The organism is Aquitalea magnusonii (genome assembly GCF_002217795.2).
Lineage (GTDB): Bacteria > Pseudomonadota > Gammaproteobacteria > Burkholderiales > Chromobacteriaceae > Aquitalea > Aquitalea magnusonii_B.
Map to the genome: position 1 here is coordinate 420,005 of NZ_AP018823.1, position 14,913 is coordinate 434,917.

A 14,913-nucleotide genomic window follows, 5' to 3' on the forward strand; every position below is an offset into this window, starting at 1 on the left:
AAGATGAATATGCAGGATAAATTGAATAAAATAAATACAGATAAAAAAAATCTATTTGACGAAGATTCAATTTCCAATATTGATGATTTGACAAAATTAATGCATAAGACTGAAAAATCGTTGGAGAAAAAGGCTGGGGAAACTAGGGTGATGCGTTATATATTTCGCAGAATTCCATTGTATGCTAGTGCAGGCTTAATTTTCTTTGCATTGTGTTTGCTGACTTCATTTTCTAATGAAATTGGAATGGAGTCTGTAAGTGAGTGGATTTTGGATGTGAAGGATTTTATTGTTACACAGTTTTTTAGTTTTTGTGGATTGTTATTTCTTCGCTTTGTTTTGATGATTCTTAATGGTAAAAGCAAATGGTGCGAGGAGTTTTTTTCACTCCTACTTGGATTGTCGATTTTGATTACATTTAAGTGTTTGCTGGTCTATGAGCATTCTATTATTGCCGGCTTGGTTTTATATGGTACGGTGACGTTGTTGGCCACTGTGATAGATAGAACTCTGGGCTATACCAGAAGCAATGAAAGATATCTATTGTTCAGCAACCGAGCAAAAAATATGGCCATTATGTATAAATCTTTTAGTAAGATGGGCGTGACTCTTCGGGAGGAACACATTCGAGAGTGCGGAAAATTTTTTGAAGAGTTACAACTAACCAAGTACAACGACACTGTTGGGGATTCCTTTTATCTTCTTGGTCAGTTGGAAAAACGGTTGGGAAAAGCATGATAATATTGGAACTCTTGAAATTCGATTTAAGAGTTTGATGTAAAAGCACAGATGTATGCTCTTTCTCGCTCTCAGTGGACACTAGCGTAAGATGGTGTATGCCGCCTTAAGTCCATAGTGTCTGCTATGAACTGAGTGGCAAGCACGAATAGTCAAGATAGACCGGGCATCGAGCATGATGCCCGGTCTTGAGAGAGAACAATTTCCTAAGAAACATTACCTTATCCCGCTCACTGATCCGCCAAGACCAGTTGTCGTGCCCCCCGCCGCCAAGCGGAGAACACGGCACATCACTGCAATGGGCCGCCAAGCCCTTCCCCCGTAGGGGTGCACACATTTTTCCACCGCTGGCAGTTTTCGAGTACCGGTTGCCCGGTTCACGCCTCCCTTGACTGATTAGGTCTCGAGATTTGCTCAAACTCTACTCTCCGCCGCTCCCTCTCTTGTACCGTTCCGAGTGCCAGCCCGGTCAAATGGCCGTCAGAGATTCCCACGTTAGCTGATTGTGTCGAAACCACGATTTAGGAATACGTCATTTCAGAGTGAAGGCATCGCATACGCTTACCCGGTTGCCCGGTTTCTGTCGCGCGATGTTCCATAGCCGCAACTTACCCGCCATCACTCGTCATCAATGAATCACCCCATACAGGGCGTACCCAAGGTTTCTTACTGCGATAAAGGGGACTCTCACCCCTATTTACATGCTTAAGCTATCCAGCGACCCTTCCATTACGAAGGTGCCATGTACCCAGGACAGAAGTTGATATCTTCTGCTTATTTTTACCCCGGTACACCTACGCCATTTCTGACGCATCAGCAGCCTACACGCGCAGTCTTTGTCACGCCGTTCATTTCCAAACGTCCCAAAGCCCGGATTTTCACCGGTTCACATATCAGCAGGGTTGGTCTGCGTTACCGCAGCTCCCGTTTCCGTGTCGCCCAACCTCGAAGGAGGATCGGGTCGAACATGGCATGTCTGCCACTAGCGCCCGTTTCAGCCGCACCAGCCAGCGTTACCCGGCATGCAGCTAAGGCGGTGTACGAAAAGTTGGCAGCTTTTCGCGTGTCTTTCGACATGTGTGTGTTTGCAGGTTGGCGTCCTGCGTTTTGCCTCCTCATCAGCATAAAGGGGCAAAACGCAGAACACCGTGCATGCGAGCCGACCAGACTCTCACCTGGCTGCCTGCCCTGAAAACACATCGTTCCTGATGGTGTATAGCGAAATGCTCTGAAAATCTTGGAACATCATTACGTGCAAGTCGCAGCTACCGAATCACATTGCAAGGACGTACTTTTTCTTCGCTATACAGAGCATCACCAACTGAATGAGAAAACCTGTATGTCTGCTTCAACACCCATCGCTCGCAACAAAACCGCAGCACTGGTCCGCATCGTGGACAGTGTTCCGAAAGGCTATCACCGCTACATGTATGGCACGGTTGCCCCGAGCAAAGCAGAAGCCTTGGCGAGGAAATTTCATGCTTTGTACGGGATTGGCTGCTCGTCAGCTCAGCGACTGACGCGTAAGGGGAAAGGGCTGGCCAATGCCGTGTTGGTCATGTACTGGCCTTTGGCTGCAGAAAAAGTGGAGTGGCTACTGCTGGCAACAGATGGGGAAGGCCTCGAGCAGGAAACCTTGCGGGATGTCGGAAATAAGCCGCACTTCAAATGGCTTGGGTATGAACTGGTACGCCAACCCAGCCGAGGCAGGGCTGTGTGGACATGGCGACGGTCAAAACAGGAAATGGAAGAACTGCATGCCCTGATTGCTATGCAGGCGAACCGGAAAAACACAGCCGCGATAACGGAAACGCTGGAGCGCATCGCCAGACAGCCTGGTTTCCATGGCGTACGAGCCCAGTCATGGGCGCTATGTCAGGCTGCGCTACAGCGTAGATATGATGGCCCGCTGCCGCATCTGTTCTTTGTGCAAAAGATAAGTCATGGGGAGCGGCTTATAGTGGGATAGCCTGAAAAGCTGACGTTTTATAGGATGGTCCATATAATCAGAATATAGTACTCATTGACTTGATGGTGGTAGTCATACTGCTATCCGTACAAGATTGAATTCCAAGTTGCAGGTTTACTCCCTAGATTTTCATGGAAAACAATGAACATTTTCGTGGTGATTTTTGAATTGCAATTGATCTATATTTTAGCTATTGCACAGTGCGCGAATTTCATTTTCTGTTACGCCTTTTAGAATGTCGCGAGCAATTCTAAGAGTCATAATGTCTTCCTTGTTTAATTTTACTTTCTTGCCATGTACAATTTTATTACGTAAATCGTATAGGCTTAGAATGTTATGATATACGCGGTCCCTCTCGGTTTTGTTTTTTGCCGAGTAGGCGCATCTGCTTGCTAGAATTCTCTTGATTGAGGTGGCGTTGTTTTCATTATCTTCTGGGCGTGTGAACAGTGTTTCTAGTGCAATTGACGTTTGAATTATGCCGAAAGAATTTAAGTTGCTATTGGCTTCGATTTGCCATTTTATTGAATTATTGATTTGAGTTGCATGAGTTTCATTTATGCTAAAGTATTTTGTTAGCAATAATTCATTTTCTTTATTTATTGATGAATTATTTAAGTTTAAATTGTGATGGAAGTGGAATAGGTGTGCTGGTTGAATTAAATTCGCAATAATTCTATTGCAGGTGATATTTTGTATTGTATATTCGTCATTTCTTTTTTCGAACATGTATCGCAAATTACTAAAATTTGCTCTTAGAATTCCTAGCATTCTCAGTATGTATATGCAAGTCCCGATGTAATCCTCTACTTCCGAAAAGTCATAACCTCCTATCGCCCCTGTGTAGATAAATGAAATGTTTGATGTGTCTTCTCCGTTCGTGTCTTTGCTTGGGTGGAATTCAATATTGTTTGAAATTTTTACTGTATTTTTAAATGCAATATTTTTTGCAGTGCAAATCGGAACGGTGATTTTATATTTATTGGGATAGCTGGTAATTCTTGAGTGCAATGCCTTTGCTAGTGAAATAATTTCAATTTCAGATAATTTTCTTTTGTTGCTATCTTCGGTGTTGGTTAGTTCTGACTTTATATCGTCTGTTATTAAGTGATGAATTTCATCCTCTATAACTCTTCTCTTGTGTTCTGGTAATAAATCGCCGGAAATGAATGTTGATAGTATGGCTACATCCTCATTTTTTGGGATTAGGATGTTTTTGTTTTTTCTAAAATAAACATCGCAGTTTGAAAGTGTGCGATTGCATATGAATATTAATTTTTCAGAGCTGTTTTTGTTCATTTTTAAGCCATCTAAGCGAATATTTGTATGGTAAATGATATTCATCAGGAATGTTCATCATATCATTTCCAAGAGAAGAAATAGATGTTAGTAGGTCAGTCGAATTTCGTTCTTGGCAGACATCTAGCATCCGTTCGTTGTTAGGTCAGGCTAGGGCACTTGATGTATGGGAAAAGCAGTATCTTCACTGGTTCATCTCTACGGCTTGTCCGCCCGAATGAACTCCACCTCCGGGAAGGTGATGCGCGACAGGATTTCCAGCTTCTTGTCGACCGGCAGTTCACCCCGGTATTTCTTCACCACTGCTGACGCTTCCTGATTCACCTGCCCGTTCTGAATGGTCTCAATGCTGGTGATATTGCTGGCATGGCCGGTGATGGTTTCCGCGCTCACCACGCCCAGCACCATCGCCCGGTGCAGGAAGGTGGAGCGGAAAGCATGCATGCCGACAATGCGGGCATTCGGGGTTTCGTCGCGCAGGCCGATTTCCTGCAGGAATTCGGTGAACCACTTCATTGCCTTGGGCGAGGCACGGCCAGCGGCGGTCGGGAAGGCTTGGAACAGCAAAGTGTCGCCACGTTTCTTGGCTGCTGCCACATAGTCGAGGAAACCCAGCTCAATCAGTTTGGGATGGATGGGCAGCTTGCGCTTCGAGCCGCCCGTTTTCACTGACTTGTCGATGCGGGCATCGCCTTCGGATTCGTCGGTAATGTCCATATACCAGGTACCAGTCTGGGCATCCTGCGTGATATCGACTTGTGGATTCAGTTGGCACAGCTCATTGACCCGTGCGCCGGTGAACAGGCCCAGATGGGGTAGCCAGTATTTATGTGCCATGGCTGGCCGTCGGGCAAAGCGTGCCATTTCCGGGCCTTCAAACAGGCGCTTCAGCTCAGAGGACTCAAAAGCGCGTTGCCCGCCTTCGGGGTCACGGCGAGAGCCGAGGTATTGCACGCCTTCGGTGGTGAGTGTCATCGGCCAGCCATGGTCCTGCCACTTACGGCGGCAGTATTTGATAAATGGGGTCATGACTGCAAGGTAGGTGCCGTCGAAGGTCCCTTTGCTCATCTCGCCGCGTTGCTGTTTGGCCAGTTCCAGTGGGCGCAGTTTTTCCTGACGGCAGATGTCTTTCCAGCGTGGGGGCAGGGTTTGCACCGCTTCGAAGTAGGCCTCAAGGTCGGTTTGCTTGAGCAGGCCGATGGGCTTGTCACCGATGATATCCACCAGCAGCGGCATCACCGCCGTGACCTTGCGCAGCATCGCCACCTTGTCCAGCTTCTGATAGTAGGCCAGATAGCTTTGGGTCACCTCCGACAGCATCGGCGTTTCCAGCCGCTGAGCCATGACTGGCGTCGGCACTTCCTTGCCGTCATAGCGACTGAGCAGCTTTTCGTTGGTGCGGATGGCCATGCGGCCATAGGCCAGTGCCAAGCGGCGCATTTCCGGCTCGGTGGCTTTGAGCTGGTAGCGGTACAGCCGCAGGAATTGTTCCAGTGGGCCACGCAGTAGCTCGTAGTCACCAATGGCTACTGCACCCTTGAGAATGCGATTGGCCTCGGTGTAGCCGGTCTGGTATTCCTCAATTTCGTCCAGCGTGTAGTGGCCGTTTTCGCGGCGTGCTTCATCCCCAGCCAGGCTGGCCGACTCTGCATGCAGGCAGATGGCGTCGATGGCTTCGGGGGTGAGTGCGTCGATGTGAGTGATGGCGGCGAGTTGCGTACGTGCGTAACGCTCCGCCTGCCGCTGTCGTTTTTCCTCCCACTCAGAGGTCAGACGGGCTTCTTCGGCGCGATGGCGCGCGACAGCAGTGCGGTAGTCTTTGGTGCGTAGCGAAAACGTGATTTCTTTTTTGCCGGGATAGCAAACAAGAATGTCAGTCGGGATGCGACGACGAAGATAGTAGGTGCCGGATTGGGGGTGGCGTTGCAGGCCGGTAGGTAACATTGGCATGGTTCATGTAGTTCCGATCCAGAGTATAGGGAACCAGGAAGAAAACTGAACTCATTACCGCCAATGTGTAGGAGTGTTGTGTAGAACTCAGGGGCAAAAAAGCCTTGCAGAACCTGAATTTACTGTAAAAACAACACTTTAGATGGGTCTGGCGGAGAGGGAGGGATTCGAACCCTCGGTACGCTCGCACGTACGCCTGATTTCGAGTCAGGTACATTCGACCACTCTGCCACCTCTCCGACTCAGAGATGCGCAGTTTATTGGTGGAGGTGCTTCCTGTCAATAGTATCTGCATGAAAGGGCTGTGCCGGTGGCGGGTAGTGGCCCCGGCGGATGCCGCTCGGACCTCTTGGTGGTGGGCTTGCAGTGGGCTTGCTACACTCAGCGGCTTATCAGGCAGCTGCCGAGAAAGCAGGCTGCAGCACAGGGGATGGCAGTGAAACTATCAAGCAGAATGGATGGCGTGGCACCGTTTCAGGTGATGGCCATTCTGGAGCGGGCGCGTGCCTTGCAGGCAGAAGGCCGTGATGTGATTCATCTGGAAGTGGGCGAGCCGGATTTTGCCACGCCAAAGGCCATTGTCGAGGCCGGGCGGCAGGCCTTGGCCGATGGCCACACCTTCTATACCGCGGCCCAGGGGCTGCCGCAATTGCGTGAGGCGATTGCCGGCTTTTATCAGCAGCGCTATGGCGTGGCGGTGGATGCGCGCCGCATCATCGTGACGCCGGGGGCCTCGGGTGCTTTGCAGATTGCCTTGTCCTTGCTGGTGAATCAGGATGATCAGGTGTTGATGGCCGACCCCACCTATCCCTGTAACCGGCATTTTGTCAGCCTGTTGGGGGGTGAGCCGGTTTGCCTGCCGGTGGGGCCAGAGACTCGCTATCAGTTGCTGGCCGATGGTGTGGATGCTGCCTGGTCCGAGCGAACGGTGGCAGCCATGGTGGCCAGCCCCGCCAACCCGACCGGCACGCTGTTGAGTGCCGCGGAGCTGGCGGCGCTGAGTGCCAGTTGCAAGCGCCATGGCGGCAGCCTGATTGTGGACGAAATCTATCATGGCCTGACTTATGGCTGTGATGCGGCCACTGCGCTGGCGGTGGACCCGGATGTATTTGTGATCAACAGCTTCTCCAAGTATTTCCAGATGACGGGCTGGCGGCTGGGTTGGCTGGTGGTGCCGGATGATTATGTCGAACCGGCATTGCGCCTGGCGCAGAACCTGTTTCTGTGCCCGCCGGCCATGGCGCAATATGCGGCTTTGGCGGCTTTCCAGCCGCCGGTGATTGCCGAGCTGGAACAGCGCCGCGCCGAGTTTGGCCGCCGCCGCGACTATCTGCTGCAGGCCTTGCCGCAACTGGGCTGGAAGCTGCCGGTACAGCCGGAAGGGGCGTTTTATCTGTATGCCGATGTCAGCGCGGTAACGGACGACAGTTTTGCTTATTGTGCGCGTCTGCTGGAGGAGGTGAATGTTGCGATCACCCCCGGTGCGGATTTTGGCCAGTTCTGTGCGGCACAACATGTCCGGGTGGCCTACACCACGGATAGCGAACGTTTGGCCGAAGCGGTACGGCGCATTGGCGGGATGGTGTAGTTGGTTGGCGGGAATCAATCAGGCGGCTGGAAGGATGCCTGCCGGTGTTGACCAAGCAGGCGCGCGCCGGGTATCTGGTTTTGTTGCAGCCCCTTATTTGGCGGGGTGTGACAGCGTTTTGAGCAGTTGAAGCGCTTGGTGCAGATCATCGCAGACAGCCAGTGCATCACTGGTCTGGTGTGCCTCCGGTTTCTCCATATCGGGAACCAGGATCACCCGCATGCCGGCTGCGAGGCCGGCCTGCATGCCGGTGAGCGAGTCTTCCAGCACAATACAGTTTGCCGGCTGGATGTTGAGCCGTGCGGCGGCTGCCAGATAGACGTCCGGTGCCGGCTTGGTATTGGCCACTTCGTCGCCGGCAACCGTGTGCTGGAAATACGGTCCCAGCCCGCTGCGCCGCAGCTTGAGATCACACATCTGGCGTTGGGTAGAGGTAGCCACGGCGTGGGGAAGGGCGCGGCTTTCCACCCAATCGAGCACCTCGATGATGCCAGGCTTGAGCTTGAGTTCCCCATGGGTCAGCAGTTCTCGGTAATGGCGGCGGCAGTGCTGGCTGAGGGTTTCTGCCAGGGTGCGGTCCTGAAAATGCGCGGCCACATAGTCCAGGCTCTTGGTGACCGACAGGCCTACCATGCCCAGGATCACCGCTTCGGGAATCTCCACACCCACCTCGGCGGCGGCGCGCAGCCAGGATTGACCGCTGATGCTCTCGGTGTCGATCATCAGTCCATCCATATCAAACAGAATGGCTTGCATGCTTGGTTTCATTGCTTTGCTTTCCTCCAGGGTGTCAGCCTAATGCGGCAGGCGGCTGCCTGCAAGGGTAATGACTCTGGTATAGTGGCCTGATCACCAAGCAATCAGGAGTCCTTGTGCAGTCTGTGCTGGTAGCGAATCCCAAGGGCGGGAGTGGCAAGTCCACTCTAGCCACCAATCTGGCCGGTTACTTTGCCAGTTCCGGTCGCAACGTCATGCTGGGCGACGTGGATCGCCAGCAATCGTCACTACGCTGGCTGCAGCAGCGTTCTACCAGCCTGCCGCGCATTCAGGGCTGGGAAGTGGCTGCCGGGGAGGCTGCCAAGCCGCCCAAGGGAACCGAGGTGGTGATTCTGGATAGCGGTGCTGGCCTGCATGGCAAGAAGATGGCGACGCTGGTGTCTCGGGTGGAACGCATTATCATCCCCATTCAGCCATCTCCTTTTGATATGTGGGCCAGTGGTGAGTTTTTTGAGCAGTTGCTGGCGGAAAAGGCTGTGCGCAAAAACAAGGTGTTCATGGCCGTGGTGGGGATGCGGGTTGATCCGCGTACCCGTTCGGCCCGAGAGCTGGAACGTTTTCTGGCCGATCATGATGTGCCGGTGCTCAGTTGGCTGCGAGACACCCAGTTATACGTGCAGGCCGCGGCATCGGGCATGACGCTGTTTGATCTGCCCGCATCGCGCACCCAGAAGGATAGGGATGCCTGGCAGCCCATCCTGCGCTGGCTGGGTGAACCGGATGAGGCGTGCTGGTTTGATAAATAAATCTTCACATGAAGAAATAAATGCTTGACGTGAAGATAGTGTGAGCGTAGATTCGTCCGGTAATTGCGTGCGAGCCAAACGACGGCGGCGCAGGAGAATCCGTAAGCGGGAGCCCATGTGGCTCCCGCTTTTTATTGGGGCCCCTGCATTTTTATCATCTACCGCCTGAAGGGAATACTTGCATGATGACTACCGAACTGAACTATGGCGACGTGTATCTCGTCCCCAGAAAAACCATTGTCGACAGCCGCAAGGAATGCGATACCTCGGTGCAATTCGGGCCCCGCCGTTTCGACATGCCCATCTATCCGTCCAATATGAAGTCGGTGGTGGATGAAGAAACCTGTGCCGCATTTGCCCGCCTGGGCTGGTTCTACACCATGCACCGCTTCAATGTGGATGCTTGCCGCTTTACCGCCGCCATGCAGGAAGAGGGCCTGTTCGCCTCCATCAGTGTCGGCGTTAACGAAGATACCCTGCAGCAATTGGCCGAGCTGAAGGCTGCCGGTCTGACGCCAGAGTACATTACCCTGGACGTGGCCAATGCCTGGTGCGTCAAGGCCGAGCGCATGATCAAGCACATCAAGGATGCCTTTCCTGGCAGTTTTCTGATTGGCGGCAATATTGCCACGGCAGAGGCCGCGCGCGACCTGGAAAGCTGGGGCTGCGATGCCATCAAGGCTGGCATTGCTGGTGGCCGGGTGTGCATTACCAAGAACAAGACCGGTTTTCATCGCCCGATGGTTTCCACCGTGCGTGACTGTGCAACAGCCGTCAGCGTGCCGGTCATTGCCGATGGTGGCATCGTGGAGCACGGTGACATGGCCAAGGCCTTGGCTTGCGGTGCCAGCATGATCATGGCGGGTTCCTTGTTTGCCGGGTATGACGAGTCGGCGGGCGAGATTGTTGAAATCAACGGCAAGCATTACAAGGAATACTTTGGCAGTGCCTCGCAGTTCAACAAGGGCGCCTATGTCAATGTGGAAGGCAAGAAGATCCTGGTGGAATACAAGGGCAGCATCGGCAAGCTGCTGCGCGAACTGAAGGAAGATCTGCAGTCCTCGGTGAGCTATGCCGGTGGCCGCGATCTATCTGCGCTGAAAACCGTGGAGATGATCCAGGTATACCGCTAAGGCTGTTGGTATCTGGCGCAGCCTGATTACGCCGGTGTGGTGTGGGCGTGGCGGCGCATGCAAGCGCTGAGGCTTGGCAGGGAATATGTCGGTCATGTTTCCTGTTTGCTCAATGAGCTGCAGGTATGTCGCGCAAGGGCCTTGCGTCATCCGGCGCAGGGCTGGGTGCCTGATATACATGACATTGCTTTGGCCACCTCCGCAGGCGTACGCCTGCTCACCACCGCAAACGGCATGGCTAGCTTGTCATAAGGCAGGTGCTTGAGTCCGCGGCGCTGGCAAGCCGCCGCGATGCAGGCCAGGCGATGTTGGCCGCGTCCCAGCCAGAGCAGAACCGTCAACAGCCAACAGTTAAGGTACTGCTTGTGCTTGCATGCTGTGGCCGGCTGTTTGGCTGCGCCGGATTTTAATGATGAATGTCCAGCGTGACGTCGCCACGCTCTTCGGCCACGGATTGCAGGATTTCCAGCAAGGTGGCGTACAGGTCGGCACCCAGCATGTGACGCGATTGCTCAGTATTGCGCCACACAATCTCATACGGGCCACGCACATCGCTGCTGAGCGTGTCGTACAGTGCATCCAGATTGCGGCCAAAGTGGGCGGGCAGGTGCAACTGGTAAGTGATTTCGTCGTAAAACTGTTCGAGCGAAGTGATGTGTTGCAACTGGCAAACGGTTACTGGCATGCAGGCACCTCGATAAAACGCTGGTAATGGTCGACAGAGACAAAGCGCTGACCTGTGCGGGAGAATACCAGCCGGTAGGCACCGCGCTTCCCTCCTTTATAGTTCAAGTCTGCCTCCTGCCATTGCCCCTTGGGCAGTTGCTGCTCGTAATTGCCGAAGCGGTCGCCACCTATCGATTTGCCTTGCAGGCCCGGAACGCTCCATAGCTTGCGACCGGGCTGCCAGCCGGCCGCCTGCGCCTGGCGCTTGCTGATGAATTTGTCAGGCAACTGGCCGCTATGGGTCAGCGATTGCAGCACCCCGCCCAGTTCTGCAGTGTCCAGTTTATTGCCAGTCTGCTGATTGATGCTGGCGGCGACTGTGCTGCACAGCGGCAGGGCCTGGGCGGCAGGAACAAGCAGGGTGGCCAGCAGCACCCCTTGGATAATGCAGCGTAGCGACATGATTTACTCCAGCATCAGGGATTCGACAGCATACCTGTCACCGATCAGCAATGGCAGCATGCTGGCCATGGGCAGGGTGTCCGCTGCGGTGGTGATGAAGCGGTAGCTGGCATCAGCCTGACAGTCACTGCCATGCTGCTGCAGTTGCGACACCACGCGCCGGGCAATGGCCTCGGCCGGGTCGTACAGCGCAATCTGCTCGCCGGTCAGTTCGCGGATCACCGGTGCCAAAAATGGATAGTGGGTGCAGCCCAGGGCGATATGGTCGATGTTTTGCGTCAACAGCGGTAGCACCACATCGGCAACAAGCTGACGGGTGAGCGTGCTATCCAGTTCGCCCGCCTCTACCTGCTCAACCCAGCCATGACCGGGGCGGCGCAGGACTTCCACTCCGTTGGCATGGGTGTCCAGCAGGGTCTGAACCCGTTCGCTGGCCAGGGTGGCCTGGGTGGCCAGTACCGCGATGCGACCGGTACGGCTGGCGGCGGCGGCCGGCTTGATGGCGGGCTCCACCCCCACGATGGGAATGGGCAGTTCACGCCGCAAGGCACTGATGGCGGCGGTGGTGGCGGTATTGCAGGCCACCACCAGAATGGTGGCACCCTGGCTCATCAGGTAATGGCCGATGGCCAGACTGCGGTCGATGATCTGCTGCCGACTGCGTGGACCGTAGGGGCAGTAGGCCTGGTCGGCCAGATAGGTAATCGGCCAGTCGGGTAGGGCGGCGCGCACCGCGCGCCAGATGGACAGCCCGCCCAGGCCGGAGTCGTGCATAGCGATCATACGGCAGCAATCAGTTGTTCTGGATGACGATCTTGGGGAACTTGCCGGAGAAGTCCTGGGCTTTTTCGCCCACCTTCACCGCCAGCTTGCGGGCAATGTCCTTGTACAAGGCAGCCACGCCGCCATCCGGATCGGCGGCGACGGTGGGTTTGCCCTGGTCTACCGCCAGGCGGATCCCCATGTCCAGCGGCAGCGAGCCCAACACCTCCACGCCAAAGTCGGCCGCCATGCGCGCTGCACCGCCTTCGCCGAAGATGTGTTCGGCATGACCGCAGTTGCTGCAAATATGGATGGCCATGTTTTCCACCATGCCCAGAATGGGTACGCCCACTTTCTGGAACATGGTGACACCCTTGCGGGCATCCAGCAGGGCAATGTCTTGCGGCGTGGTGACAATCAAGGCCCCCGTCACCGGCACTTTTTGCGACAGGGTGAGCTGGATGTCACCGGTACCCGGCGGCATGTCGATGACCAGATAATCCAGATTGTCCCAGCGGGTGTCATTCAGCAGTTGTTGCAGTGCCTGGCTCACCATGGGGCCGCGCCACACCATGGCCTGATCGGCATCTACCAGATAGCCGATGGACATGGTCTGGATGCCGTAATTGATGATGGGTTGCAGGCTTTTGCCATCAGGTGTTTCCGGACGCTGGCCTTGCAGGCCCAGCATCAGCGGTTGCGAGGGGCCATAGATGTCAGCATCCAGAATGCCAACGCGTGCGCCTTCGGCTTGCAAGGCCAGGGCAAGGTTGACGGCGGTGGTGGATTTGCCCACACCGCCCTTGCCGGATGCCACCGCAATCACGTTTTTCACGCCAGGCAACAGGGGAACGCCGCGCTGGGCGGCGTGGCTGGTGATCTGGCTGCGTACCGTCACCTGCAGGGTACGGCCTGCTGCAATGGCTTGCAGCGCGCTTTCAAACTGGCTGCGAATCAGCGCAAACTGGCTGGCTGCCGGGTAGGCGAGTACCACCTCCAGCGCCAGTTGATCCGCGCTGATCTGGATCTTCTTCACTGCCTTGGCGGCAGCATAGGTTTTACCGGTATTGCTGTCGGTCAGGCCGGCAACGGCCTCCAGCACTTGGGCGTCGGTCAGGGTCATGGTATCGGCTGCGCTATCTGCGTCCGGCTTGTTGCCGAACAGCTTGGTCAGTTTGGAGAGCATGGGGGCGATGGAAGTGGGTGAATACCCGACAATTTTACTATGTTTTTGGGACAGCTGTGTTGTCCCTCCCGGAAGAGGGCATGTTACTCCCGCCTGCTGGCGCTGGCTATGGGCTTGGCCCTGGGCAAGTTGTTGCTGCAATAATCGCTTCATCTTGAAATAATTTGCCGCAAGCACTTGATCTATGTAGAATTTACGGCTTTTTTCGCGCTGGCGCGGCTGTTCTCAAAAGCTGCCGCAAGCCCGGGCTCGGTCCTGTCAGGCCGTGGCTGCGTTCTTTGTTGTCAAGAAAGGTTGTTGTCTTGCAGTCCAAACATGTTTCCCTCAGTGCGGCCAATTTGCTGTTTCCGCTGGCACTGGTCCTGTTCGAGTTCGCTGTTTACATTGCCAACGACATGGTGCAGCCCGCCATGTTGCAAGTCACCCGTGAGTTCATGGTGGGCAGTAGCTGGGTTCCCACCTCCATGACGGCCTTTCTGGTTGGCGGTGCCTTGCTGCCCTGGCTGACCGGCCCCTTGTCCGACCGCATCGGCCGTCGCCCGGTACTGTTGTTCGGCGTCGGCTTTTTCATGCTGTCCTGCCTGGCCACTTATCTGGTCCATTCCATCGAAGGCTTCATTGCCCTGCGTGTGGTGCAGGGCATGGGGCTGTGCTTTATCAATGCGGTGGGCTATGCCGCCGTGCAAGAGGCGTTTGAGGAAACCGCGGCAGTCAAGGTGACTGCATTGATGGCCAATGTGGCGTTGATTGCGCCGCTGGTGGGGCCGCTGGCCGGTGCCGCGCTGGTGGAAATCGCCCCCTGGCGTAGTTGCTTCCTGCTGATTGCGCTCATGGCCGGCCTGGCCCTGCTGGGGCTGGTGTGGAAAATGCCGGAAACCGTGGTGCCGGGGCAAAACCGCCAGCCCTTGGCGCAGATGGGGGCGGATTACCTGCGCTTGCTCAAACAGTCGCGCTTTGTGCTGTCTGCGCTGTGCATTCCGCTGCTGGCACTGCCGCTGATGGGCTGGATTGCCCTCTCGCCGGTCTTGCTGGTGCAGGACCTGGGCATGAGCACCCTGCAATACGGCCTGATGCAACTGCCGGTGTTTGGTGGTTTGATCGGCGGCAATTTTGCGCTGGTGTTGCTGGCGGAACGCTGGCCGCTGGGGCGTTCGGTCTTTGTCGGCATGGGGCCGATTGTTGGCGGCCTGCTCTTGATGCTCTGCGGGGTGCTGTTTACCGCCGAACCGGTGTGGCTGATGGTGGCCGGCATGAGCCTGATGAGTTTTGGCGAAGGACTGAGCTTTGGCGTGCTGTACCGCTTTGCCCTGATGTCCTCGCCAGTGGCCAAGGGCACGGTATCGGCCGCCATGAGCATGCTATCGATGGCGGGTTATGCGCTGGGCATCGAGCTGTTCCGTCTAGCCTACATGGCTGGCGGCATTGCCGGCTTTGCTGCTTGCTCGGTACTGACTGCCGTGTTGTTCGTGCTGCTGGCGCGCCGTACCGTGCCGCAGGCCATGGCCGAGCGCGCCGCACCGGCTGATTACCTGCCGCTGGAGTTGCAGGGCCAGAACAGCTGAACCACGATTTTCTCTCTCCAGGCACCCGGTGTGATGGCTTTTGTCGTCCATCCACCGGGTTTTTGCCGAACAGTG

Annotated in this window: 13 protein-coding genes and 1 tRNA gene; 6 read left to right on the forward strand and 8 right to left on the reverse strand. The window is 55.2% G+C overall.

All coding sequences use genetic code 11. The features are described 5' to 3' along the window. The first annotated feature begins 3 nt into the window (after window positions 1-3). Together DLM_RS02045 and DLM_RS02050 are read left to right on the forward strand one after the other, a co-directional pair. Window positions 4-738, forward strand: a complete 735-nt coding sequence (locus DLM_RS02045) for a hypothetical protein (protein ID WP_145985749.1) — start codon at window positions 4-6, stop codon at window positions 736-738. A gap of 1,237 nt (window positions 739-1,975) precedes the next feature. Next, window positions 1,976-2,707, forward strand: a complete 732-nt coding sequence (locus DLM_RS02050) for a hypothetical protein (protein WP_231959998.1) — start codon at window positions 1,976-1,978, stop codon at window positions 2,705-2,707. A 186-nt stretch (window positions 2,708-2,893) separates the two neighbouring features. Here the strand turns inward: DLM_RS02050 and DLM_RS22900 are convergent, their stop codons facing one another. The 3 genes from DLM_RS22900 to DLM_RS02060 all read right to left on the reverse strand — a co-directional run bounded on the left by DLM_RS22900 (window position 2,894) and on the right by DLM_RS02060 (window position 6,195). Next, complete coding sequence (locus DLM_RS22900; protein ID WP_145985750.1) at window positions 2,894-4,051, reverse strand: HEPN domain-containing protein; 1,158 nt, start codon at window positions 4,049-4,051, stop codon at window positions 2,894-2,896. A gap of 153 nt (window positions 4,052-4,204) precedes the next feature. Continuing rightward, window positions 4,205-5,956 carry a site-specific integrase gene (locus DLM_RS02055; protein ID WP_089085015.1) on the reverse strand — a complete coding sequence of 584 codons (1,752 nt, stop codon included), beginning with the start codon at window positions 5,954-5,956 and terminating at the stop codon, window positions 4,205-4,207. A 149-nt stretch (window positions 5,957-6,105) separates the two neighbouring features. Beyond that, window positions 6,106-6,195: transfer RNA gene (locus DLM_RS02060), tRNA-Ser, on the reverse strand. Between the two features lie 197 nt (window positions 6,196-6,392). Here DLM_RS02060 and DLM_RS02065 point away from each other — a divergent pair. Next, window positions 6,393-7,544, forward strand: coding sequence for a pyridoxal phosphate-dependent aminotransferase (locus DLM_RS02065; RefSeq protein ID WP_197715486.1), 1,152 nt, complete (start codon window positions 6,393-6,395; stop codon window positions 7,542-7,544). A 93-nt stretch (window positions 7,545-7,637) separates the two neighbouring features. Here the strand turns inward: DLM_RS02065 and DLM_RS02070 are convergent, their stop codons facing one another. Next, a complete protein-coding gene (locus tag DLM_RS02070) occupies window positions 7,638-8,312 on the reverse strand; it encodes an HAD family hydrolase (RefSeq protein WP_089085013.1) in 675 nt (224 codons plus the stop codon). 104 nt (window positions 8,313-8,416) lie between these two features. Here DLM_RS02070 and DLM_RS02075 point away from each other — a divergent pair, with 104 nt between their 5' ends. Together DLM_RS02075 and DLM_RS02080 are read left to right on the forward strand one after the other, a co-directional pair. Next, complete coding sequence (locus DLM_RS02075; protein ID WP_197715487.1) at window positions 8,417-9,067, forward strand: ParA family protein; 651 nt, start codon at window positions 8,417-8,419, stop codon at window positions 9,065-9,067. Window positions 9,068-9,249: 182 nt separating this feature from the next. Beyond that, the gene (locus DLM_RS02080; protein WP_089085011.1) at window positions 9,250-10,200 is read left to right on the forward strand and encodes a GMP reductase; all 951 of its coding nucleotides are present in this window, start codon (window positions 9,250-9,252) and stop codon (window positions 10,198-10,200) included. A gap of 406 nt (window positions 10,201-10,606) precedes the next feature. Here the strand turns inward: DLM_RS02080 and DLM_RS02085 are convergent, their stop codons facing one another. Genes DLM_RS02085 through apbC form a run of 4 tightly spaced genes read right to left on the reverse strand, consistent with a single transcriptional unit; the run spans window position 10,607 to window position 13,213 of the window. After that, window positions 10,607-10,885, reverse strand: coding sequence for a barstar family protein (locus DLM_RS02085; protein ID WP_089085010.1), 279 nt, complete (start codon window positions 10,883-10,885; stop codon window positions 10,607-10,609). Next, window positions 10,876-11,328, reverse strand: coding sequence for a ribonuclease domain-containing protein (locus DLM_RS02090; RefSeq protein ID WP_089085009.1), 453 nt, complete (start codon window positions 11,326-11,328; stop codon window positions 10,876-10,878). The genes DLM_RS02085 and DLM_RS02090 overlap by 10 nt, the downstream gene beginning before the upstream one ends. 3 nt (window positions 11,329-11,331) lie before the next feature. Then, a complete protein-coding gene (murI, locus tag DLM_RS02095) occupies window positions 11,332-12,111 on the reverse strand; it encodes a glutamate racemase (RefSeq protein WP_089085008.1) in 780 nt (259 codons plus the stop codon). Between the two features lie 10 nt (window positions 12,112-12,121). Further along, a complete protein-coding gene (gene apbC / locus DLM_RS02100) occupies window positions 12,122-13,213 on the reverse strand; it encodes an iron-sulfur cluster carrier protein ApbC (RefSeq protein WP_231960161.1) in 1,092 nt (363 codons plus the stop codon). Window positions 13,214-13,578: 365 nt separating this feature from the next. On the opposite strand from apbC, the gene DLM_RS02105 reads away from it, so the two are divergent. Then, window positions 13,579-14,838: an MFS transporter gene (locus DLM_RS02105; RefSeq protein WP_089085006.1), complete on the forward strand. Its 1,260-nt coding sequence runs from the start codon at window positions 13,579-13,581 to the stop codon at window positions 14,836-14,838. The last annotated feature ends 75 nt before the right edge of the window (window positions 14,839-14,913 follow it).

Coding starts and splice junctions, on each gene's coding strand:
- apbC (WP_231960161.1), bottom strand. CDS start 13,213: ATGACCCTGACCGACGCCCAAGTGCTGGAGGCCGTTGCCGGCCTGACC.
- DLM_RS02055 (WP_089085015.1), bottom strand. CDS start 5,956: ATGCCAATGTTACCTACCGGCCTGCAACGCCACCCCCAATCCGGCACC.
- DLM_RS22900 (WP_145985750.1), bottom strand. CDS start 4,051: ATGAATATCATTTACCATACAAATATTCGCTTAGATGGCTTAAAAATG.
- DLM_RS02090 (WP_089085009.1), bottom strand. CDS start 11,328: ATGTCGCTACGCTGCATTATCCAAGGGGTGCTGCTGGCCACCCTGCTT.
- DLM_RS02085 (WP_089085010.1), bottom strand. CDS start 10,885: ATGCCAGTAACCGTTTGCCAGTTGCAACACATCACTTCGCTCGAACAG.
- DLM_RS02080 (WP_089085011.1), top strand. CDS start 9,250: ATGATGACTACCGAACTGAACTATGGCGACGTGTATCTCGTCCCCAGA.
- DLM_RS02070 (WP_089085013.1), bottom strand. CDS start 8,312: ATGAAACCAAGCATGCAAGCCATTCTGTTTGATATGGATGGACTGATG.
- DLM_RS02045 (WP_145985749.1), top strand. CDS start 4: ATGAATATGCAGGATAAATTGAATAAAATAAATACAGATAAAAAAAAT.
- murI (WP_089085008.1), bottom strand. CDS start 12,111: ATGATCGCTATGCACGACTCCGGCCTGGGCGGGCTGTCCATCTGGCGC.